Raw genomic sequence first — 20252 nt, 5'->3', positions numbered from 1 at the left:
CCGACAGGTGTCGGAAATGGGAGAAGGGCAGGGACGTGGCGTCGCTCAGTGCATTCAGCAAGCGGTTCTGCAGGCGGGTGATCCAGGACATGCCGGCCGACCTGGAAGCGATGGCATGCGAGGATCCGCTGGGTGTTCTTCGCCACCATGTTCCAAGGCTCATCGACGGCATCGCCCGATACGATGATGCGCGTGGGCCAGCCTATACTTCTCGACCCTTCTTCTCGATTCCCGGCTCGCCGCCCGTGTCGCGATTACGCTCGGCTGACGGACACATCCCGTTCCACTTCGCCAAGAACATGGTTGAGGGCCGAACCGCGCACGCGTTCGACGCGTATGCGCGCGGCAAGGGGCAGGGTGCCGAACCGGATGCGCCGGGCGAGGGGCTGGTGAAGGCGGTCGACGTCGGGATCGATGGCGCGGCGAAGGACGCCTATATGCGCGGGCATGGTGGCCGGGACGGCGGACCCGCCGATGGCTGGACCAACCTGCGCGATCCGGCCGACTGGACTGTTGTCGAGGCGTTCGAACGTGACCGTCGTCTGCAGCCGGACGGCAACCCGCCCGGGATCAGCGTCTTCTACGAGCGCGCGCCGGTCTTGTTCGACGAGATCGCGCGAGATGCCGAGTGCCCTGCGGGCCTGCGGAAAACGATTGCAAGGGAGCAGAAGCGTGTCGCGGCGAGCCGACCGCTATCGGATCGCAAGGCGCGCGACGGTGTCCGGTGGATCGATGCGCGGGCGTTCGACGTCTATGCCTGGATCAAGACCCAAGATCATTGGCCGGACGCGGTCGACAAGACCACGCGGCCGGCCCGGGTGTCGGAAGGCCGCGCGGTCCAGACTCATTTGGCGGGCGAAGGCGAGTATCATGCCGATCTGGGCGCGGATGCCCGCATCCGGATACAGGCCGGCATGATCGACCTGGTCCAGCGCCAGCGCAATCCGGCCAGCACGGACGAGCCCGGCTGGTTCATGCCGATGACGATCTGCGATCATACGCCTGACGGCCTCAACGATCCGCTGAACGACCATTTCCACTGGTTGATGGGGACGAGGCGGGCTCGTTATCTGGAAGACGGCAGCCTCGAATTCGAAGCGAACAAGGTCGGTGCTATCACCCGCGACGGATGGATCGACGTCATGCGCGAGGAGGTTGCGCGCCTGACCAACATCGAACTGGCCGCGATCGATGCCGATGTCCGATATCATCCGGGCACCTTGGCCGAGATGGGCATCGATGCGACCGCGCAGCGCAAGATGCATGGCCGGCGTACCGTGCTGGAGCGAGCAGGATTCAGCACCGAGCGGGGACTCTCCAACGACGTCGAAGGCTGGCGTCGCGTGTTCGCGGCTGCCGCCACCAGCCATGACGCAGAGCTGGGCGCGATCGATCGCGCGCTGCCGGCCTCGGACCCGGACCACGAGCGCGCACGTGCGGCAAAGATCGAGGCGGCTAACCTGCGGCACGAGGCGGCCCAGATCCAGATCCTGATCGACATGTCGCGAAGCCGCGCCGCGCGAACTGCGCGCTTCGCCCCCGAATATGCCGCGGCGGCAACGTCGCCGCGAGCGGTCGCCGGATGGACGGTGCGGGGCAGGGAGGCGGAGCGGCATCTGCAGGCGCTCGATGTCGAACTGGGGCTGGAGCACGACGCAGTGGCGGACCGCGTGGCTGAGGCGGCGCGGCTGGACATCGAGGCGACCGCGCTATTGGCCAGAAGCGCGCCATCGACAGACCTTGCCACGGGCGCAGAGGCTGTCGGCGCGCGCGAGCGTATCTCCGTGCCGAGCGCGACCCGGACCCATCGGGCCTTGGACCTCATCGCTAAGGCCCCTCTGCTCGTAAGCGAAGGCGAACACGGGCTCTTGGTCGATCCACGCGATGACCCGGACGATCTGGTTCGCGGCGTCGATCTCGGCGGTGGCCGGGAGCAGCGGCGTCTGGCCGGTATTCGCGCCGCGCAGCAGCGCGAGCTTGCACAGGTGCAAGCCTTGGCCCGGCGCCACGGAGCCGCGGCGCTGTTCGACGAGACGTGCGATACCCACAGCGCGTGGTTCGGGCAGGCGCTGCGCAAATGGCGCGATACGCCGGTCATGCACCGGCATCTCGCCAAACTCGATGCGCGGATCACGCAGGACCGTCAGGTCGATGGCCGCGAGCGATACGGACGCCGCACTGCACGCGCTGCCAGCGAAATGGACGATCTCGACGCACTGCCGTCGTTGCTTGACGTTCCGTTCTTGGCGGACATCTGGGATATCGGCGTTGACCGCCTCGAACCGACGGGTCTGCGCGAAGAACACGTCGTTCGAGGTCCTACCGAAGATATGCCGGCTCCAGCACCAGCGGCCCAGGACAAGCCATCCGCACCTCCTCCGCCGTCCAGGCCTGCGATCGTCTGGACGCAGCTCGAGCGAGATCACCGCGATCACATCGCATGGCGCGCGGAGCGACGTCGGGTGGAGGTTGCCCGGGAGATCGACCGGGCGCTGATCGAGCGGATCGGCGATAGCGATGCGATCATGCCCTATGTGGCGCGCCTCATCGAGAAGGTCGGCAAGGGCTTTGATCCGGCGCGTGTTGGCAGCAGAATCGGCCCCGTCGGTCAGGCCCTTGATCAGCGCGATGCCGCCGAGATGGCGGTCCTGTCGCATCATCCCAGATTTCGCGGGTACCTCGAGGCTGTTCGTCGGTCCGAGCCGAAGATCGCAAGGCTCATCGCCGCCGCGCCGCCTGCGACAACCGGTCCTGATTTCCTCGGCAGGGTCGCGGTCACACACGGCCGAATCCGGTTCGGTGCGGTCGCGGCCCCTGCTTCGGGTACTCAGACCCACTTGCGCACGCCGCTGGAATGGGCCCGGGACACGGTTGCGGTCATTGCTGAGCGAGAGATACCGCTTAGCCGGCGGGACGGGCTCGTCGGTTTCCACGACGGCGATGTGCTGCGGCTGTCGAATTATAATTATCTCGGGCTCCTGCATCACGAGATCCAGCACGCGCTCGATGTTCAGCTCAGGATACAGACCGAAGTCGAGCGTGAAATCCTGTCTCGCGTTCGAACCGGCACTCTCAGGATCGAAACCGGCATCAAGCAGGACGCCCGGTCCCTCGACGTGAGCACGCATGTGAGACTGGTCGGCGGAACGTCCGAAGACCGCACGTTTGTCGGTCTGCGGCAGTTCGATCCCGGCTTCTATTTCCGCAGCAGGGAAGCGGTTGCCGGATTGCCCGCGCCCGCGCTGCGGCATGACAATGCCGTTGTGCGTGCATGGCTCGCCGCCAGGGACGATGGCGCGGTCACGCCAGTTGTCGATCTACTCGCCCGGCAGGTCCGCGCGCTTGCAGGCGGGGTGGGCACGCCGGGCATGATCGATGCGGATGCGCGCGCGCTCGGCGTACTGCTGAAGCCGCCGCCCGCCGTCATCTCGCCCACTCGTAAACGTCGCGGTCCGCGCAGTCGCTTGCCCCTTCATCCCGGGCGTCTCGATCCGTCGAGCTGACGTCGCAATGGCATGGTCGCTGGGCACCTCGCCAAATCCCCACGAACCGGCCCGTCTGTGACAGTCGTCGGAAAACGCCCGCGGCAGCGGGATGCGCACGCACAGCGTGAAGAGCGGAGCAGAAGCGAACAGGGGTGATTGAAGGGGTGAAGAGGAAAATTGGAAAGGCGCCGACAGGCGCCAAGGCAGTTTTCTTTTCATCCTTTCGATCCGTGCACGCGACCGCGTGCACGTCCATCTTAAGGAGATGTATCATGCGCTCTTTCCATCCGCAGCGCCCGAGTGACGAGCATTTGGGTGACCATGTCGTCGTGTTCGACATCGAATCGATCGTCGAAGATGAACCCGCCGACGGCAGCTTCCCCAAATGGCCGCTACACCGTCCGGTGGTGGCGACCTTTCTGTCCGCATCGCTACGCGACGCGAAGTACGCGTTTGAGCTGACAAGCATCGTGTGCGAGCCGGGAAACGAAAGCGCGTTCTATGCGGCGGTCGATGCCCAGATCCCGATCGGGGTGACGAGCATCGGTTTCAATTCGCGTGGCTATGATCTGCCGGCGCTGCAACTCGGCGCGATTGCCGAGCGGCGCTTCGATCTCGGCGGGCTGTCCCATCATGCGCGGGCGCATCGGTTCGGTCGCGAGCACTGCGACCTGGCAGAAATGTACTCGCTCTACGGTGGCACCAAGCGGCCGAGCCTTGCCGAAATCTGCGATCGATTGAGCATTCCCGTCAAGACCAGCGTCCATGGCAGCGATGTCGGTGCGCTGTGGCGAGCGGGCGACGTCGATGCGATCGCGCGCTACTGCGAGGAGGATGTAGCGGCGACCTATTGCAGCTGGCTGGCGTGGCACGCCTGGCGACACAGCGACGAGGCGCTGATGAGCAGACCGCTCGCAGCCTTCGCGCACTGGATCGAGGCGGCACCCGAGCGTGCACACCTGATGCCGTTTGCGGCAAGTCCGAGCGCGGCCTGGGCACGGCCGCGCGCGGTCGCGTTCGACGTGGCGGTCGCGCTGAAAGCGGCGGAACGCCGCGTTCAGATTGCCGCCGACGAACGCGCGTTCAGCGGCGAACGTCCGATCTTCTGATCGTCTGACTCCGACCGGATCTCCGGTCGATTTCAACCAACCAAAATCCCACCATCGCTCGTCTCGCACTGCCGGTCTTTGCCGGCGGTGTGTCGACGCGCGTCCAATGAAGGACATCATCATGACCAAGACCTGCCGTTTCGTGACCCTCGCGGTCGCGACCGTCGATGCGCCTCCCGCCCGTGTCTGCACGTTTCCACCCATGTCGCATCTGGCTGGGCTCGCCATGCTCATCGCCGAGCGCGATGGCGAGGGGGCGTGGACCTTCTTGCTCGAACGTCATGCCATCGCGGCCGGTGACGGCGAGGACGCCCTGCTCAAATGGGCGACGCACGTAATGCCGACGGCTGGCACCGTGCTCGGCTGGCAGCTTGCCGATCGTATCGTTGCCCCGCTGCTCGATGCCGGCACGATTGGCGACCCCGAGATCGGGCGCGCCTTTCTCGACCGGTTGATGACGCTCGTTACCATTCCGAGCATCGATCTGGCTGTCCACCATGGTGGCGCCGGTGCGCCCGACCTTGCAAGCGTCTGCGCTGAGCAGGGCATCGTTCTCACACCACTGTCGGCAGGGGAGATCGAAAGCGCCTGGGCGTTCGGCGATCCTCCGTCGCTGAATGCCCATGTCGCGCGGGAAGCCATTGCGGTGTGGCAGCTGTGGTTGGCCGAAAGCAGTGGCAAGGCCGTGGCAGCGAGCAAGGCGTTCGCTTCCTGGCTGGCCGCGCGAGCTAACCCGTAGGCCAGTATTTGATACGCTAACCCGTCCGGACGTCAGCGGCGTCCGGACGGTCGCAATCGCCGCCAATTCTCAAAATCCCAATCTCGATATCCCGCGGCAGGTCGCCGCTGGACCACCGGCCGTCTTCTGGCCAAACCAAGGAAACTATCAATGAGCATCCATCAGGATCGTCCGTTCAACACCCGTTACGTCATCTGGAATACCGTCAACGCTTACGGCGAAGACATGCGCTCGACGCATCGCACCGCGAAATGCTCGTACTGGTACATCAATCGGATGCACGGGATCGACGAGGTGGGACCGACGCCGAATTACGCTGCCCGGCAGGATCTCGTAGATCGCGGTCGCTGCGGACCTAGCCGTGCCAACGACCCGGCGCTCCAGGGGATCAAGCTGTGGGAGATGATGGATCAGGTTGCCAAGATCTATCGCCCGACCGAAGCGACGCTCGCCCATTGTGTCGCTTCGCTGCCGATCCACGAGACGGCCGCCACCTGGCGCGAGATCGTCGAGGGGTTCTGCGACGATCATCTTTCGACGCAGGGGATGATCACGGATTGGGCAATCCACGCGCAGTCAGAAAGTGAGGGCAAACGGGAGATCCTTCCGCATGTCCACATGCTGATCACGACGCGCGTGTATGATCGCACGCACGCCGATTTCGGGCGGCGTCGGCAGAACTGGTTGCGTACGTCCAACGCGTGCAAGTCACTTGCAGATAAATGGTATCCGCTTGTTGATCTTTATCCGGGGGCGATGGGAGTACCTTTGCGGAAATTGGCGGCCTGATGATGAAGCCCACCGCCTCATGCGGACGGTGGGCTTAACATCCGCCGCCCCGCTGCTCACCACGCAAACAGAGCGAGCCAAGTCTATATTCATCATCAGCATATTTCCGGTGACCGGAAGAACGGAGTCTAGCGATCAATTAAAGGGGTCGGGTTCCTAAATTGGCCACTCGAGGGGAGGCGCTGAACGAGAGTGTGGCGATCCCTTCTTGGTTAGCCGAGGAGTATCCCCAAAAGAGTATATACTTCAGGAGCCGGCGGCGGCCACGGCTACGGCGAGGATTCGAATACTTGGCAGGGACCGGCTGAGTTCGGGAAGGTGGGATGGTCGCCGCGTACTGATGGAAACGATCGCAGCACCCAAAATTAATGCGCGTGGATCGCTGTGATCTCCGCCGCAGAGCCGCGCATTCTTATGGCGAAGTCGACGCGCTGTCTGACTTTCACGGTCTTGAGCAGTGCCGGTGGGATTGCCGTGAACGCCATCGTCATCGCAGGCCAGCCCAGTGCCGCGATCGGCCCATGCTGGATCGTCACCTTGGCGGCGTTGGGATCGATCGCGGTCACGACGCCACTGCCGCGACCGACCTTGACGGCCCCCTTCGTCGGCATGCCGTGCATGGAAGCGCTCGACTGCGCCGATGCCGTAGTCGTCGTCAGGCCCGCGAGGATGGCGAGTGCCAACAGGGTGTTCTTCATAGCGTATTCCTTTGCAGCGTTGGGACTGGGGTTGAAGGGTGAGGGGAACGCCGGGCGCGCCGCAGCAGCAGGAATGCTGCCGGTAATACCAGCATCGAGAGCAACGGTGCGGTGAGCATGCCTCCGATCATGGGAGCCGCAATCCGGCTCATCACTTCGGAACCGGTGCCTGTGCCGATCAGGATCGGAAACAAGCCGGCCAGGATCACCGCGACCGTCATCGCCTTTGGCCGGACACGAAGGAGGGCGCCTTCGCGCACTGCCGCTGCGACCTCTGCGTCGTCCGGTGTAGGGCCGCGAGCATCCAGCGCATGCTTGAGGTAGATCAGCATCACCACGCCAAACTCCGCCGACACACCGGCGAGCGCGATGAACCCGACACCGGTCGCGACCGATTGGTTATAGCCGAGGAGATAGAGCAGCCATAGACCGCCGGTGAGCGCGAACGGCAGCGTGCCCATCACCAGAGCGGCTTCATCGAGTCGGCGAAAGGTCGCGTAGAGCAGCAGGAAGATGATGACCAAGGTCGCCGGAACGACGATCTTCAATCGCTCGACCGCACGCTGCAGATACTCGAACTGGCCAGTGTAGGTCACGCTGACGCCGGGCGGCAGTTTTACCTTGGCGGCGATCACGTTCTGCAGATCACGAACGATGGTGGTGAGCGGTGCGCCGCGTCCATCGATGTAGATCCACGTCACCGGTCGGCCGTTCTCGCTGCGCAGCATCGGCGGTCCATCAGTGATGCGGACGTCGGCGACGGTGCCGAGCGTGATCTGCTGTCCTGCCGGCGTCAGCACGGCTAAGTTTCGCAAGCCTTCGATGCTGTCGCGCAGCTCACGCGGATAGCGCACGCTGATCGGATAACGCGCGAGTCCCTCGACGGTCTGGCCGATCGTCTCTCCGCCGATCGCGCCCGACACGATCGACTGCACGTCGGCGACGTTGAGGCCATAGCGTGCCGCAGCGGCCCGGTTGATATCGACATCGATATACCGTCCGCCGGTGAGCCGTTCGGCCAGCGCCGAGCCGACCCCGGGCACCGTTTTCGCGACCTGTTCGATCTCGCGCGCGGCCGCATCGATTTCGGCAAGGTTGGACCCCGCCACCTTGACACCGATCGGACTCTTGATGCCGGTAGACAGCATCTCGATCCGGTTACGGATTGGGGGAATCCAGAAATTGGCGAGGCCCGGCACCTTTACCGCCTTGTCGAGCTGATCGATCAATTTTTCCTGCGTCATGCCCGCGCGCCACTGATCCTTGGGCTTGAAGCGAATCGTGGTCTCGAACATTTCGAGCGGGGCAGGGTCGGTCGCGGTGTCGACGCGGCCGGCCTTGCCGAACACGCTTTCCACCTCGGGTACGGTCTTGATGAGCCGGTCGGTGAGCTGGAGAAGCTGGCCGGCCTTGGCGGTTGAAATGCCGGGAAGCGCGGAAGGCATGTAGAGCAGGTCGCCTTCGTTCATCTGCGGGATGAACTCGCCGCCTAGCTGGCTGATCGGCCAAAGGCTGGTCGCAAACACGAGGCCGGCGATGACCAGCGCCTGTTTCGGCCGCGCCAGCACCCATTCGAGCGCGGGGCGGTAGATGCGGGTAAGCACGCGATTGATCGGATTGGCATTTTCGGACGGGATGCGGCCGCGGATCAGCAACCCCATCAGCACCGGGATCAGCGTGATCGACAGGATTGCTGCGCCTGCCATCGCATAGGTCTTGGTGAAGGCGAGCGGCGCGAAGAGCCGCCCCTCTTGCCCCTGAAGCGAGAAGATCGGCACGAACGACAAGGTGATGATGAGAAGGCTGAGGAACAGCGCCGGGCCGACCTCAACCGCTGCGGCGGTGATCACGCGCCAGCGCTCGGCACCCGCCAATGTCTCATCGGGATGATCGTGCGCCCAATGCTCGAGATGTTTGTGCGCGTTTTCGATCATGACGACGGCCGCATCGACCATTGCGCCGATGGCGATGGCGATGCCGCCCAGCGAGAGGATATTGGCGTTCAGTCCCTGCACGCGCATCGCAATGAAGGCGATGAGGATACCGAGCGGAAGCGTAAGAATGGCGACAAGCGCCGATCGAACGTGCCAGAGGAATAGCGCGCAGACGAGCGCGACGACGATGAACTCCTCGATCAGCTTACTGCGCAAATTGTCGACCGCCCGATCGATCAGGCCCGACCTGTCATAGGTGGTGACGACCTCCACGCCGGGTGGCAGGCTCTTCTTCAATTCCTCGAGCCGGGTGCGTACCCCGTCGATCACCTCGCGCGCGTTCTTGCCCTGACGCATCACGATGACGCCGCCTGCAACCTCGCCCTCGCCGTTGAGCTCTGCCAACCCGCGCCGCATTTCCGGACCGATCTGAATTGTGGCGACGTCGCCGAGTGTCACGGGGACGCCGCCAACCGTCTTGAGCGGCACGCTGCGGAAATCGTCGAGCGTCTTCAGATACCCGGTCGCGCGGACGATGTATTCCGCCTCGGCCATCTCGAGGACCGATCCGCCGCTCTCCTGATTGCCGCGCTTCAGTGCCTCGGTCACCGCCTCGTGGGTGATCCCGTAAGAGGCCAGCTTCTGCGGATCGAGGACGACCTGATACTCTTTCACCATCCCGCCGATGCTCGCGACCTCGGCGACCCCCGGCACGGTTTTCAATTCGTAGCGCAGGAACCAGTCCTGGATGCTGCGGAGCTGTGCGAGGTCGTGACGCCCGGTCCGGTCGACCAGCGCATATTCATAGACCCAGCCCACCCCGGTTGCATCCGGGCCGAGCGATGCCTTCGCACCCTCGGGGAGGCGGCTTTGCACCTGGCTCAGATATTCGAGTACCCGGCTGCGTGCCCAATAGAGATCGGTCGCGTCGTCGAACAGGACATAGACGAAGCTGTCGCCGACGAACGAATAGCCGCGCACCACGCGCGCGCCCGGCACGGACAGCATCGTCGTCGCGAGCGGATACGTAACCTGGTTCTCGACGATCTGCGGGGCTTGGCCCGGATAGGTGGTGCGGATGATGACCTGGACGTCGGCCAGGTCGGGCAGCGCATCGACCGCAGTCGAGCGCAAAGCGCCCACCCCGACGACGATCAGCGCGAGGGCTGCGAGCAGGACGAGGAAGCGCGCCTTGACGGACGCCTCGATGATCCGCGCGATCACTTCGTGTCCCCCGTGATCGGGCGCGCGGCGATGCCGGTCAGGCTCGCCTCGCTGTCGAGCAGGAACTGGCCCGATGCGACGACCTTTTCCCCTGCCGCCAGTCCTGCGAGGATTTCGGTCTGGCCGCCCGCCTCGCGCCCGATACGGACCTCGGCCGGTCGGAAACGACCCTTGCCGTCGGCAAGCATGACCAGCGTGCGCTTGCCGGTGCGGATCACGGCTTCGCTCGGCACCAGCAGCGCGGTGTCGGATGTGCCGCCCAGATGGACGGTCGCGAACATGCCGGGGCGCAGGCGACCACCGGGGTTACGCAGCTCGATCCGTACCGTCAGTGTTCGGCTGTCCGCCTGCGTCGTCGGCAAGACGGCAATGACGCGGCCGGTGAAACGCTCGCCAGGGAACCCCGCCAGCTCGGCATTCGCGTTCTGCCCGACTTTGACAGCGCTTGCGCGCACCTCCGGCACTGCAGCGTTCAACCAGACCGTGCCGAGGCCATTGACCTGCGCCAGCGTCTGACCGGGTGCGAGCGTAACGCCGGCGCGGGCATCGAGTGTCTGGATAACGCCCCCGATCGGGCTTCGAATGGTGGTCATCCCGCGCCCGCCCGCCACGCCGCCCGGAATGCCGATCAGTCGCAGACGCTGGCGTGCGGCAGCGATCAACGACGGGTCGCCGGTTTTGCGCACCGCTTCATATTCGCCCTCAGCGCCGCCCCATTCGGGGACCAGCACGTCGGCGATCGGCGCCCCGGCACGGATTATATCGCCCGGCGCGCGGCCATAGACCCGCTGGATAAAGCCTGCGGCACGTGCCTGCACGATTGCGATGTCGCGCTGATTGAAGTCGATTGCGCCGGTCACATCGAGCGTGCCGGCCAACGTGCCTGTGGTCGCGGTCGCGAGCCGGATGCCGAGGCTCTGCATCGCCGAAGGGTCGACCGTGACGCCTGGCTTTGCCGTCGGGCCGCTATTCGTGTCGGCATATTTGGGGACTGTCTTCATCCCCATCGACGAGAGGGAATCCGGATTGTCGTAATGCTCCTGCGGTACCATCGGGTCGTAATAATAGAGCGGCTTGCGAGGAGTATCCGGTGTCCCTGCGGAAGGTGCCCCATTTCGCGAGCCGGCCAGATAATAGCCTCCAGCACCCGCGACGAGGGCGACAGCGGCAAGCGTCGCCGCGAGCTGCGACCGTTGAAGTGACGTGGTCATTGGTCGGCGCTCCCGAACAGGAGAATCAGCCGCGCACCATCCGCGGCGACAGTCGCCTCGCGATCGAGCATTGTGAGAACCGCGTCGGCAAGCGCGGCGTGCGCGTCGGCGATGTCGGTGAGGGTGGCGCGCCCGGCGCTGTAACTGCCGGTCTCGAGCGTCACCCGCTGCTCGGCGAGCGGCTGCAGCACGTCGCGCGCGCGCGACCATTGTGCGTGGTGCATCGCGTGATCGGCAAGACCTGCTTCGAGATCGGCGGTCAGTTCGCGCAAACTGGCATCTGCGCCGGCGCGTGCACTGTTGGCGTCGGCAGCGCGGGCCGCGATCAACGGTTCCTGACGCCGCTTTTTGAACAACGGCAGGCCGATCGTGACGCCTGCAGACACGTAATCGCCGAACCGGGGATCGCGCCGTTGGTAGGACAGATCGACGCCGAAATCGGGACGCCGTTCTGCTTCGGCGATGCGGAGGTCGGCTTCCGCGCGACCGATCGTGGCACCCGCCAATACCAGCGTCGGATGCTCGCGAAGCGATGCGCGCAGGCGTGCAGGCTCTACCGTGAAGTCCGGGATCGGACCTGCGATGTCGGGGTCGACTTCCCCCGTCCAGCGCGTGAGGTCGGCGCGCGCACGGCCGACCATCGACACCAACTCTTCGCGCCGGTCCTGTAATTTCGCAACGGCTTCGCGCCCGGCGAGCACCTGCGCTGGCCGCGATGCACCCGACGCGACCGCACCGGGTGACGCTTTGACGAGGCGGTCGAGCCGTTGGAGCACCGTGTCGAGCGCCGTAAGTCGACGCTCGGCATATGCGAGACTGATCCATGCAAGCGCGGCCTGGACCTTCACGATGCGCGCCTCCACGCCGGTTTCTGCGTCGGCGACGCCAATGTCCGCTTCGGCGCGACCCCGTTGCGCGCGACGCTTGGCGAGATTGGGAATGTCCTGCGAGACACCGACGCGCGCCCAGGTGAAATTATCGCGCTGTGGCGCGAACGCGAGCGGTCCCGAGATTGGAAAGCTGTCGATCCCGAGCGCGAGCTTGGGATCGGGCAACTGTCCTGCGGCGCTTCGCGCCGAACGCATAGCATCGGCACCGAGCGACTTCGCCTTGATGGACGGCGCGTCGGCAGCCGCCTTCTGAAGCGCCGCGTCGAAGGTCAGCGGTCCGGCAATCGCCGGCATACTGACCGACGCGAGCGCGAGCCATACCAGCGCGCGCGGCGCGCGGCGGCGTAAGGAGGTTCGCATTTCGTCATATCCTGATCCTTGAGTTCACATCGCGTCGTACCCGGCGCATGCGCGCCGGGTCGCGTGACGGGCACGCGCGCGGACTTGAAATCAGATCGGGATCGAAGGCGGTTCTGGCTCGGGGGCGGTCGAACGGCCCCGCAAGGCTGCGAAGATACCGATTTGCTCATCACGATCGGAGCGGGCCGCAGCCTGGAGAACCATCGATGCGTCGGACAGCATCATCGATCCGCCCGACGCCATCATAGCGATGCAGCCGGCCAAGCCGCACTTGCACGGCTTGTGGGCTGCGTCCTTCTCCATCGCCGACATGCAGTCCGGCATGGATGCCATGTCGCTGGTTGCCATCGCTGCCATGTCCATCGCCCCTGCCGGGGCAGCAAGCGCTTCGGCCGACTGCTGCACAGCCAGTCCGACCATCACGCCGATCAGCATCAGGAAAAGGAATAGGCGCTTCACATGCACTTCCTGCGTGGCGCCTTTGAACCTGTCAATCGGCCAAGTCTTCTTCGCGAGATCATCGATTTGGTTACATGATGAAATCGAAAGCCCCGCTCTGTTGCCCGTGCTTGGGAAAACAGGGCGGGGCAACACCCGTTATTGCGGGCGCTTACCGTGCTTGCGAAGCCACGCCTGTAGTTCTGCAATATCCTTTTCCTGCTTGGTGATCGTCATCTGGGCCATCTGCCGCGTCTCGGCATCCTTGGCGTCGCGCACCGCGACACGCGACATGGTGATCGCGCCGCGGTGATGCTCGATCATCTTGCGGGTCCACATTTCCGATGGGTCGCCCTGCTTCGCGGCCATCATCTTCTGGTGCATGTCCATCTCGGCCTGACCGTACGGATTGCCGGCCATCATCGTGGCCATGTCGTCGTGGTTCATGCCCTTCATCTGGCTATGATCCATGCCCTGCATCCCGCCCTGCTGCGCGAGCGCGGGGGTGGCGAGGATCGCAAAGGCTGCAAACATCGGTATCAAACGCATTCTCGATCTCCTCGGTGATTACTCAACCTTCTACGCGGCAAAGCATCGCATCCCTCACGCCGTCAGTGGATCGGCTGTAGGGTGTTCACCCCGGCGCTCTTGTCGGTTTCGGGCGGGGGAGGGGGAACCTGCTTGTCGCGGTAAGACGGTAGGTCCGGCGCGCCGTTCGGCGTGGGGTGCGCTTCCAGCCGCGCAATCATCCGCTTCATGTCTGTGATTTCGCGAACCTGGGCATCAATGATCCCATCGGCCAGTCGGCGAACTTCGGGATCTTTGATGTGCGCCCGCTCGCTTGTCATGATCGCGATCGAGTGGTGTGGGATCATCGCCTTCATATAGCTCACGTCGTCGACCGTCTCCTGGCTCCGGACCAGCCATAAGGCGAGCGCGAAGACTACGACGCTACCGGCCAGAATCGCCAAATTGACGGTCCGGTTCTTATACATCGACCACATGAAGCCGAGCATGATGACGGCCATCGTCGCTCCCATGACGACGGCCATCCACATTCGGGTCTGGCTATATTCGACGTGACGCCACGTGTAGGTGTTCAGATACATCAGACCGAACATCACGATGGTCGAAGTCGCGATCATCGCGGCAAAACGACCGTAACCCGTTCCGCTACTTTTCTCGTGGTTATCCATCTTCGTGTTTCCCTATTTGCGCCCCCGCGTCTTTCATCGTCAGAACCACACCCGCACACCGGCCACGAAGCTGGTAGTGGTCGGACCTTTGCCCTCGGCGCGTGTGAAATCGGCGGTACGTCCGGTCTGTGCGACATAGGAGACGCCGATATAGGGCGCGAACTGCCGCCTGATGTCGTAGCGGAGCCGGAGCCCCAGCTCGGCGTCGGTCAGCCCCGCGCCAAGCCGGTTTTCGGGCACGTCCTGCGCCGATAGGTTGAACTCGACCCGCGGCTGAAGGATCAGCCGCTGCGTGATGCGCTGGTCGTAATACCCCTCGAGGCGACCGAGCAGATCCCCCTTGGTCGACAGGAACAAAGCGCCCTCGACCTCGAACATATAAGGCGAAAGACCCTCGAACCCGACGGTCGCATAGGTGCGGTTGGGTGACGGCTGGAAGTCGTGGCGGACGCCTGCCTGAAGGTTAAAGTACGGCCCGACGGCTCGACTGTAGAGCGCCTGGACTTCGGCACTTTCGACACCCTCGCGTAAAGCGCCCTCGCCCTCGCTCTTCAGCCACAAGCGATTGATGTCACCGCCGAACCACGCCTCGCCATCCCAACGATATCCGTCGCGGCCTTGGCGTGCCTGATATTCGGCGAGATTGAACATGACCTGGTAGAAGGGCTGGCCGCCTTGCTCGAACATCATGTCGTGCCGCGCCTTGGCCATATCGGCCGGCGCGAACTGACGATCGGCGTAATGATCCATCGGCGGCGCGGGAGCCGGTGCGTTCCCGGCGGAAAGCGCCGTGCCGGTCTGCTCCATTGCGGACATTGCCATCCCGACCATGCCCGGCATGGCCTGCATATCATGGCCGCTGTGCTGCTCGCCGGACATATTCATCCCCGGCATTGCCTGCTGAGCGCCCTGTGGAGCCGTTTGGCCGCTCGCGGGCATCTCCATTCCCTGCATGGATTGGGACGCGCCCGGCGCTGGCTGTGAGACATCGCCGGGCATGGCCATGCCCGGCATCGCCGGATGGTCCATGCCCGCCATGCCGGCCATCGGGTCAGCCGTGGTTTTCGCGGGCGCCTTGCGCTTCGCAGCAACGGGCTTCGCCTTGGCGCGCTTAGCTGGCGCGGACGACTTGGCCGCAGGTTTCTTCTGAGCCGGCATCGTCATGCCGGGCATGTTCATGCCCTGCATCGACTGCGCAGCGACCGGAGCCGCGAGGGTCAACATGGCAACCGACGCCAGCAGGGGAGCGAGGCGCGTCATGCGGCGTCTCCCCGCGGACGGACACTCACGGTTCGCATCATGCCGGCGTGCATGTGGTAGAGGAGATGGCAGTGGAACGCCCAATCGCCGACTGCATCGGCGGTAAAATCCCACGTCACCTTGCCGCCTGGCTGCACGATGACGGTGTGTTTGCGCGGTGCATGATCGCCGTGCCCCGTCACCAGCTCGAAAAAGTGGCCGTGGATATGGATCGGGTGCCCCATCATGCTGTCGTTGATGAGGTTTATCCGCACGCGCTCACCTTCGAGGAAGGGGATCGGCTCCATCATGTCGGACATCTTCACGCCGTCGAACGACCACATGAAGCGCTCCATGTTGCCGGTCAGGTGAATGTCGAGGCTGCGGCTGGGAGCCCGCACGTCCGGGTTGCGTTCCAGCGCCATCAAGTCCCGGTAGACCAGCACCTTGTGGCCGACATTCTCTAGCCCCTGACCGGGGTCGCCGGTGCGATCCATCGGCATCGGCGAGATCGTCTGGACACCCGGCCCCTTCTTGACCTGCGGGGCTTTGGAGAAGTCGCGCATCTTCATGGACTCCATGTCCATGCCGGCCATGCCCTGCTCGCCGCCCATCGAACTATGGTCCATCCCCGCCATGCCGCCCGCGCTGCCGCCCGTCGCCATCGCACCGTGGTTCATCGCCGAATGATCCATCCCTGACATCGTGCCGCCTTGCGGCATTCCGTCCATTGCCATTGCGCCTGTTGCCATGCCGGCGCCGGGGGTGGTGAGACCGGCGGACGGGTTCTTTTCATTGGTCGGGTCGGGGCCGCGCATCCCGCCGCTCGACATATCCATGCCGCCCATCGACGACATATCCATGCCCATGTCCTTCATCGTCGCGAGCGGACGCGGACGAAGCGCAGGCACCTCGGCCGCCATGCCGGGGCGAGGGGCCAGGGTGGCGCGCGCCAGGCCGGATCGGTCGATTGCCTCGCCGACAAGCGTGTAGGCGCGGTCGTCGATCGGAGTGACGATTGCGTCGTAGGTTTCGGCAACACCGATCTGGAACTCGTCCACCTCGACCGGCATGACGTTTTGCCCGTCGGCCTGGACGATGCTGAGCTTTAAGCCGGGGATGCGGACGTTGAAGGTTGTCATCGACGATGCATTGATCACGCGTAGTCGCACGCGCTGCCCGGGCGTGAACAGCGCGGTCCAGTTGTCGCGCGGGCCGTGACCGTTGACGAGATAGGTATAGGCGGGGCCGGTCGCGTCGGAAATATCGGTGGGGTCCATCCGCATCTTGCCCCAATCCACGCGGTCCTTGAGCGGCTGATCCTTGCCGGAAAGCAGGCCGGCGAGGGTCTGGCGCTGATAGTTGAAGTGACCGGGGTCGACTTTCATGTCGCGGAAGATGGTAGCCGGGCTGAGCTGGCTGTGGTCGGACAGCACGATGACGTGTTCGCGGTCGGACTGCACCGGATCGGCGCCGGCAGGATCGATCACGATCGGCCCGTAATGCCCGAGCTGTTCCTGAAGCCCGGAATGGCTGTGATACCAATACGTGCCGTTCTGCCGGATCGGAAACTCGTAGAGGAAGCTCGAACGGGGCTTGATGCCGGGGAACGAGATGCCGGGCACTCCATCGAACTGCGGGGGAACGAGCAGGCCGTGCCAGTGGATCGAACTGTCCTCGTCGAGATCGTTGATGACATTGAGACGAACGGTCTGCCCCTCGCGCAACCGGATCAGCGGGGCCGGCACGGTGCCGTTGATGCCGATCGCCTTGGACGCGCGGCCATCGATCATCATCGTCTGGCGCGCGATGCGGAGCGTAATGTCGTTGCCGGTGACGGTCGGCAGCGGCGTGATGATGCCTGCCGAATTGGTCTGCGCCCATGCCGGCATGTAGGCCGACAGCGCGAGTCCGCCGCCTGCAAGGGCGGCACCGCGTAGCATCTGGCGGCGGTCGATAATGCGGCTCATACGATCCTCAAGGCTTTCGATCGGGGATGTCCCCCTAGCCTTGATACGCGGTGCGTCGCGCTACCCCTCAACGATCGCCTAATTGCTCGAGCAGCTTGGCGCGCGCGCGATAAAGCCGCGTTTCCACCGCCTTCTCGCTGATCGACAATACCGCAGCGGTTTCCGCCTGGCTCAAACCTTCGATCGTCCGCAACACCAGCGGCTCCTTCAAGGCAACGGGGAGGGCAGCGATGGCGCGTGTCACCCGGTCCAGCTCCTGCCGATCGCTGGCGGCGTCGTCGATCGGCACCTGATCGTCTGTAACCGCCTCGGCCTCGATGCCGACCGGGATCGCGAACGAGAGGAAGCGGCGCACGGTCCGCTTGCGTCCCCAATCACGGCATTTGTTGAGCGCGATCGTGGAAAGCCACGCCCGCATCGACCGGTTGCCATCGTAGCGTGGCATGGCCTGGTGGGCGGCGACGAAGGTCTCCTGCAACAGATCCAGCGCCTCGTCGGGTTCACCGACGCAGGCGCGGACCATCCGGAAAATCGGTTGCCGATGACGACGCATGATCTCGGCAAAGGCCGCTTCCCGCCCCGCGATGCTGAGCGTCGCAAGCTCGGCCTCGGTGAGCGAGGTCCAATCTAGACTCAACGCTGATCGTCGGTGAGCGCCTTCACCACCGCCTGGTCGAACTGCCCGGTCTGGTTGGGCCGGAGAAGCTGTCGCATGGCGAATATATGCGCGAGCGTCGCCTTCTGGAGCTCGCCCATGACGGCGTGGCTCCGATCGACTGCCGCGACAACGCGCGGTCCGTTGCCGTGTTCGACTTCGATAGCCTCCGCGAGACGGGCATTGTCGGCCCGCAACTCCAGCTCGAAGGCGCGGCGTTGGACCGCGAAGCGCTGTTCCAGCACTTGCAGGCGTGCCTGCTGGTCTGCGTCCAGCGCCAGCTTGTGATGCAGCACTTCGTGCAGCTCCGCGCCGGGCTGCACCGGCGAGGGGAGAAGTGCCCGCCCGATGAACACACCGCCGATCGCCGCTACAAAGCAGGCGATCACGCACACTATCAGCCGGACGCGACCGCTCATGGCGCGCCGGCGAGCAAAACCGACGGGGCGAGCGGCGACATTGGCCCGAGTGGTGAAAGCGCAGAAACCGCCCCGGCCTCTCTGGCCGGAAAGCCCGCGCCCAAGACGCCCATGACGAGCGCTACGGCGATCGTCACTGCGCCGATGCCCGTGCCGGCTCGTGCCGCTGGCCGCGCCGCGATGCGCGCAAGCACTCTGGCTTCCATTCCGTCGAGGCTGGCGGGCACGGGAGCGTGCGCCATCCTCGTCAATACTGCGTCGAGGTCATCCATGTCGTTCACTCCACTCCTCTAGCATAGGTTACGCATGCCGCAGCCCAATCCCTCAACACGACCTTTCGAGGGGTAGTCGATTGGGGCGCGTAACGAAGGATAGTCCCCATTACGAAGGAGCCATCCATGCGCCGCTTCCCTGCCCTGATCGCCACTGCCGCAAGCCTGGCACTCGGCGGCACCGCCTACGCTCACCCCAAACTGCTGTCTGCGAGCCCGTCCGCGAATGCGACCGTCGCAAAGCCGACGCATATCGAGCTGCATTTCAGCGAAAAACTGATGCCAGCCTTTTCCAAGGCAGAACTGACTATGGCGGCCATGCCCGGGATGGCAGCCATGAAGATGGCCAGCGTAGCAAAGCTGGGGCCTGATGGCCGTACGCTGATCGTCACTCCCAACGGCTCGCTCCCGCACGGCCGCTATCGCGTGGCATGGCAGGTGGTCTCGACAGACACGCACAAGGTCGCCGGAAGCTATGCCTTTGCGGTGAAGTGAGACGATGACCGATTGGTCGCTGATCGGCATCCGCTTCGCGCTTTACCTGACGCTGGCGGCGCTGTTCGGCCTCGCTGCATTCGGCATCTATGGGCTGCGAGCTGACGAGCGCGGTGATGCGCTCGCGCTGCGCGCATGGCTGGTCGGCAGCGCCGCCCTCGGCCTCTTATTCTCGGCCGCCTGGATCGTGCTGATGGCCTCCTCGATGGCGGAAACGCCAGCGTGGCCAATCGATCGCGAAGCGATCGGCGCGCTGCTCACCGGGTCTGCGATCGGAGCGGCCTGGAAGCTCCGCATGGTCGTGCTCGTTGTCGCAGGTGTGGCGGCAATGATGATTGCCCGCCATGGAATCTGGCTGTGCATCGTCGCACTTTGCGCCGTCGTTGCGATCAGCACGCTGGCATGGACCGGGCACGGTGCGATGGATGACGCCGCGATCGGCTGGGTTCACCTCGGTGCCGATATTCTGCACCTCGTCGCTTCGGCGACTTGGGTCGGGGCCTTGTTCGGGCTGATCCTTCTCGTCTCGCGGCCCGCTGCGCGGGTCGATGCAGCACACCTCGAACTGACGCACCGCGCGCTGTACGGGTTCGGGATGGTCGGAACGGTTGTGGTCGCTACGATCGTCATTACCGGCTTGATCAACGGCTGGATGTTGGTCGGTGTCGACCACCTCACGGATCTCGGTAAGTCGCTCTATGGTCGGCTCCTGCTCGCCAAGCTGGTGTTATTTGCAGTTATGCTCGGTCTTGCCGCCCTCAACCGCTTTTGGTTGACGCCGACTTTCGAGCGATCGATCGCCAGTGCCGATCATCGCAGGGCTCTCGGTACGTTGCGCGCGAGCCTCGTAACCGAGACCGGGTGCATCGTCGTCATCCTCGGACTCGTCGCCTGGCTGGGGACGCTTGCTCCCCCTGCATCGGCGATGTGAGGATCGGTCGGGCGGTCCTCGTGCCTCCCGGCCTCCTGCTCCGATGGATCAATCGGCGGACCACTGCCGTTTGTTTCCAAGGGCAACCGACCCCGGCCGCGTAGAGTCTAGGTAGGCAGGCTTGACCTTGACACGATGTCAGACCCTACATGCCCTCGGGTAGAAGGAGTCTCACGCCATGAACGACCCTCATTCCCA

Annotated in this window: 18 protein-coding genes; 6 read left to right on the top strand and 12 right to left on the bottom strand. The window is 64.5% G+C overall.

All coding sequences use genetic code 11. The features are described 5' to 3' along the window. Nucleotides 1–35 precede the first annotated feature (35 nt). From SFC76_RS12390 to SFC76_RS12375, 4 genes are all read left to right on the top strand, one after another. The gene (locus SFC76_RS12390) at nt 36–3503 is read left to right on the top strand and encodes a hypothetical protein (RefSeq protein ID WP_322849767.1); all 3468 of its coding nucleotides are present in this window, start codon (nt 36–38) and stop codon (nt 3501–3503) included. 254 nt (nt 3504–3757) lie between these two features. Then, nucleotides 3758–4594: a hypothetical protein gene (locus SFC76_RS12385; RefSeq protein ID WP_322849766.1), complete on the top strand. Its 837-nt coding sequence runs from the start codon at nt 3758–3760 to the stop codon at nt 4592–4594. 106 nt (nt 4595–4700) lie between these two features. Next, nucleotides 4701–5333, top strand: coding sequence for a hypothetical protein (locus SFC76_RS12380; protein WP_322849765.1), 633 nt, complete (start codon nt 4701–4703; stop codon nt 5331–5333). Nucleotides 5334–5483: 150 nt separating this feature from the next. Then, on the top strand, nt 5484–6122 hold the full coding sequence (locus SFC76_RS12375; RefSeq protein WP_322849764.1) for a MobA/MobL family protein: 639 nt from the start codon (nt 5484–5486) through the stop codon (nt 6120–6122). 365 nt (nt 6123–6487) lie between these two features. Here SFC76_RS12375 and SFC76_RS12370 read toward each other — a convergent pair whose 3' ends face one another. The 12 genes from SFC76_RS12370 to SFC76_RS12315 all read right to left on the bottom strand — a co-directional run bounded on the left by SFC76_RS12370 (nt 6488) and on the right by SFC76_RS12315 (nt 18628). Then, nucleotides 6488–6820: a copper-binding protein gene (locus SFC76_RS12370; protein WP_322849763.1), complete on the bottom strand. Its 333-nt coding sequence runs from the start codon at nt 6818–6820 to the stop codon at nt 6488–6490. Further along, entirely contained in the window at nt 6817–9978 is a 3162-nt protein-coding gene (locus SFC76_RS12365) for an efflux RND transporter permease subunit (protein WP_322849762.1), read from the bottom strand. The genes SFC76_RS12370 and SFC76_RS12365 overlap by 4 nt, the downstream gene beginning before the upstream one ends. Next, nucleotides 9975–11189, bottom strand: coding sequence for an efflux RND transporter periplasmic adaptor subunit (locus SFC76_RS12360; RefSeq protein ID WP_322849761.1), 1215 nt, complete (start codon nt 11187–11189; stop codon nt 9975–9977). The genes SFC76_RS12365 and SFC76_RS12360 overlap by 4 nt, the downstream gene beginning before the upstream one ends. Beyond that, nucleotides 11186–12439 (bottom strand): TolC family protein, encoded by a 1254-nt coding sequence (locus SFC76_RS12355; protein WP_322849760.1) that lies wholly within the window; start codon nt 12437–12439, stop codon nt 11186–11188. Before SFC76_RS12355 ends, SFC76_RS12360 begins: the two co-directional genes overlap by 4 nt. A 90-nt stretch (nt 12440–12529) precedes the next feature. Next, nucleotides 12530–12898 carry a hypothetical protein gene (locus tag SFC76_RS12350; RefSeq protein WP_322849759.1) on the bottom strand — a complete coding sequence of 123 codons (369 nt, stop codon included), beginning with the start codon at nt 12896–12898 and terminating at the stop codon, nt 12530–12532. 138 nt (nt 12899–13036) lie between these two features. Then, the gene (locus SFC76_RS12345; protein WP_322849789.1) at nt 13037–13411 is read right to left on the bottom strand and encodes a DUF305 domain-containing protein; all 375 of its coding nucleotides are present in this window, start codon (nt 13409–13411) and stop codon (nt 13037–13039) included. Nucleotides 13412–13488: 77 nt separating this feature from the next. Next, the gene (locus tag SFC76_RS12340; RefSeq protein WP_322849758.1) at nt 13489–14073 is read right to left on the bottom strand and encodes a DUF305 domain-containing protein; all 585 of its coding nucleotides are present in this window, start codon (nt 14071–14073) and stop codon (nt 13489–13491) included. Between the two features lie 39 nt (nt 14074–14112). Next, nucleotides 14113–15333: a copper resistance protein B gene (locus SFC76_RS12335; protein WP_322849757.1), complete on the bottom strand. Its 1221-nt coding sequence runs from the start codon at nt 15331–15333 to the stop codon at nt 14113–14115. After that, entirely contained in the window at nt 15330–17282 is a 1953-nt protein-coding gene (locus tag SFC76_RS12330) for a copper resistance system multicopper oxidase (RefSeq protein ID WP_322849756.1), read from the bottom strand. The genes SFC76_RS12335 and SFC76_RS12330 overlap by 4 nt, the downstream gene beginning before the upstream one ends. 67 nt (nt 17283–17349) lie before the next feature. Next, nucleotides 17350–17919, bottom strand: a complete 570-nt coding sequence (locus tag SFC76_RS12325; RefSeq protein WP_010165211.1) for an RNA polymerase sigma factor — start codon at nt 17917–17919, stop codon at nt 17350–17352. Further along, nucleotides 17916–18356: a periplasmic heavy metal sensor gene (locus SFC76_RS12320; protein WP_010165212.1), complete on the bottom strand. Its 441-nt coding sequence runs from the start codon at nt 18354–18356 to the stop codon at nt 17916–17918. Before SFC76_RS12320 ends, SFC76_RS12325 begins: the two co-directional genes overlap by 4 nt. Continuing rightward, the gene (locus SFC76_RS12315) at nt 18353–18628 is read right to left on the bottom strand and encodes a hypothetical protein (RefSeq protein WP_267382070.1); all 276 of its coding nucleotides are present in this window, start codon (nt 18626–18628) and stop codon (nt 18353–18355) included. Before SFC76_RS12315 ends, SFC76_RS12320 begins: the two co-directional genes overlap by 4 nt. Before the next feature lie 126 nt (nt 18629–18754). On the opposite strand from SFC76_RS12315, the gene copC reads away from it, so the two are divergent. Then, nucleotides 18755–19123 carry a copper homeostasis periplasmic binding protein CopC gene (copC, locus tag SFC76_RS12310; RefSeq protein ID WP_322849755.1) on the top strand — a complete coding sequence of 123 codons (369 nt, stop codon included), beginning with the start codon at nt 18755–18757 and terminating at the stop codon, nt 19121–19123. A 4-nt stretch (nt 19124–19127) separates the two neighbouring features. Beyond that, nucleotides 19128–20054: a copper homeostasis membrane protein CopD gene (gene copD / locus SFC76_RS12305; protein WP_322849754.1), complete on the top strand. Its 927-nt coding sequence runs from the start codon at nt 19128–19130 to the stop codon at nt 20052–20054. Nucleotides 20055–20252: the final 198 nt, after the last annotated feature.

Source organism: Sphingomonas sp. CD22, assembly GCF_034556155.1.
Taxonomy (GTDB): domain Bacteria; phylum Pseudomonadota; class Alphaproteobacteria; order Sphingomonadales; family Sphingomonadaceae; genus Sphingomonas.
The sequence above is the reverse complement of the archived record's forward strand: the minus strand, read 5'-3'. Positions and strand labels throughout refer to the sequence as shown.

Excerpts from the sequence above, each read along its gene's own strand:
- SFC76_RS12385 (WP_322849766.1), top strand. The coding sequence starts at position 3,758 with ATGCGCTCTTTCCATCCGCAGCGCCCGAGTGACGAGCATTTGGGTGAC.
- SFC76_RS12380 (WP_322849765.1), top strand. The coding sequence starts at position 4,701 with ATGAAGGACATCATCATGACCAAGACCTGCCGTTTCGTGACCCTCGCG.
- SFC76_RS12375 (WP_322849764.1), top strand. The coding sequence starts at position 5,484 with ATGAGCATCCATCAGGATCGTCCGTTCAACACCCGTTACGTCATCTGG.
- SFC76_RS12370 (WP_322849763.1), bottom strand. The coding sequence starts at position 6,820 with ATGAAGAACACCCTGTTGGCACTCGCCATCCTCGCGGGCCTGACGACG.
- SFC76_RS12360 (WP_322849761.1), bottom strand. The coding sequence starts at position 11,189 with ATGACCACGTCACTTCAACGGTCGCAGCTCGCGGCGACGCTTGCCGCT.
- SFC76_RS12355 (WP_322849760.1), bottom strand. The coding sequence starts at position 12,439 with ATGCGAACCTCCTTACGCCGCCGCGCGCCGCGCGCGCTGGTATGGCTC.
- SFC76_RS12345 (WP_322849789.1), bottom strand. The coding sequence starts at position 13,411 with ATGTTTGCAGCCTTTGCGATCCTCGCCACCCCCGCGCTCGCGCAGCAG.
- SFC76_RS12340 (WP_322849758.1), bottom strand. The coding sequence starts at position 14,073 with ATGGATAACCACGAGAAAAGTAGCGGAACGGGTTACGGTCGTTTTGCC.
- SFC76_RS12335 (WP_322849757.1), bottom strand. The coding sequence starts at position 15,333 with ATGACGCGCCTCGCTCCCCTGCTGGCGTCGGTTGCCATGTTGACCCTC.
- SFC76_RS12330 (WP_322849756.1), bottom strand. The coding sequence starts at position 17,282 with ATGAGCCGCATTATCGACCGCCGCCAGATGCTACGCGGTGCCGCCCTT.
- SFC76_RS12320 (WP_010165212.1), bottom strand. The coding sequence starts at position 18,356 with ATGAGCGGTCGCGTCCGGCTGATAGTGTGCGTGATCGCCTGCTTTGTA.
- SFC76_RS12315 (WP_267382070.1), bottom strand. The coding sequence starts at position 18,628 with ATGGATGACCTCGACGCAGTATTGACGAGGATGGCGCACGCTCCCGTG.
- copC (WP_322849755.1), top strand. The coding sequence starts at position 18,755 with ATGCGCCGCTTCCCTGCCCTGATCGCCACTGCCGCAAGCCTGGCACTC.
- copD (WP_322849754.1), top strand. The coding sequence starts at position 19,128 with ATGACCGATTGGTCGCTGATCGGCATCCGCTTCGCGCTTTACCTGACG.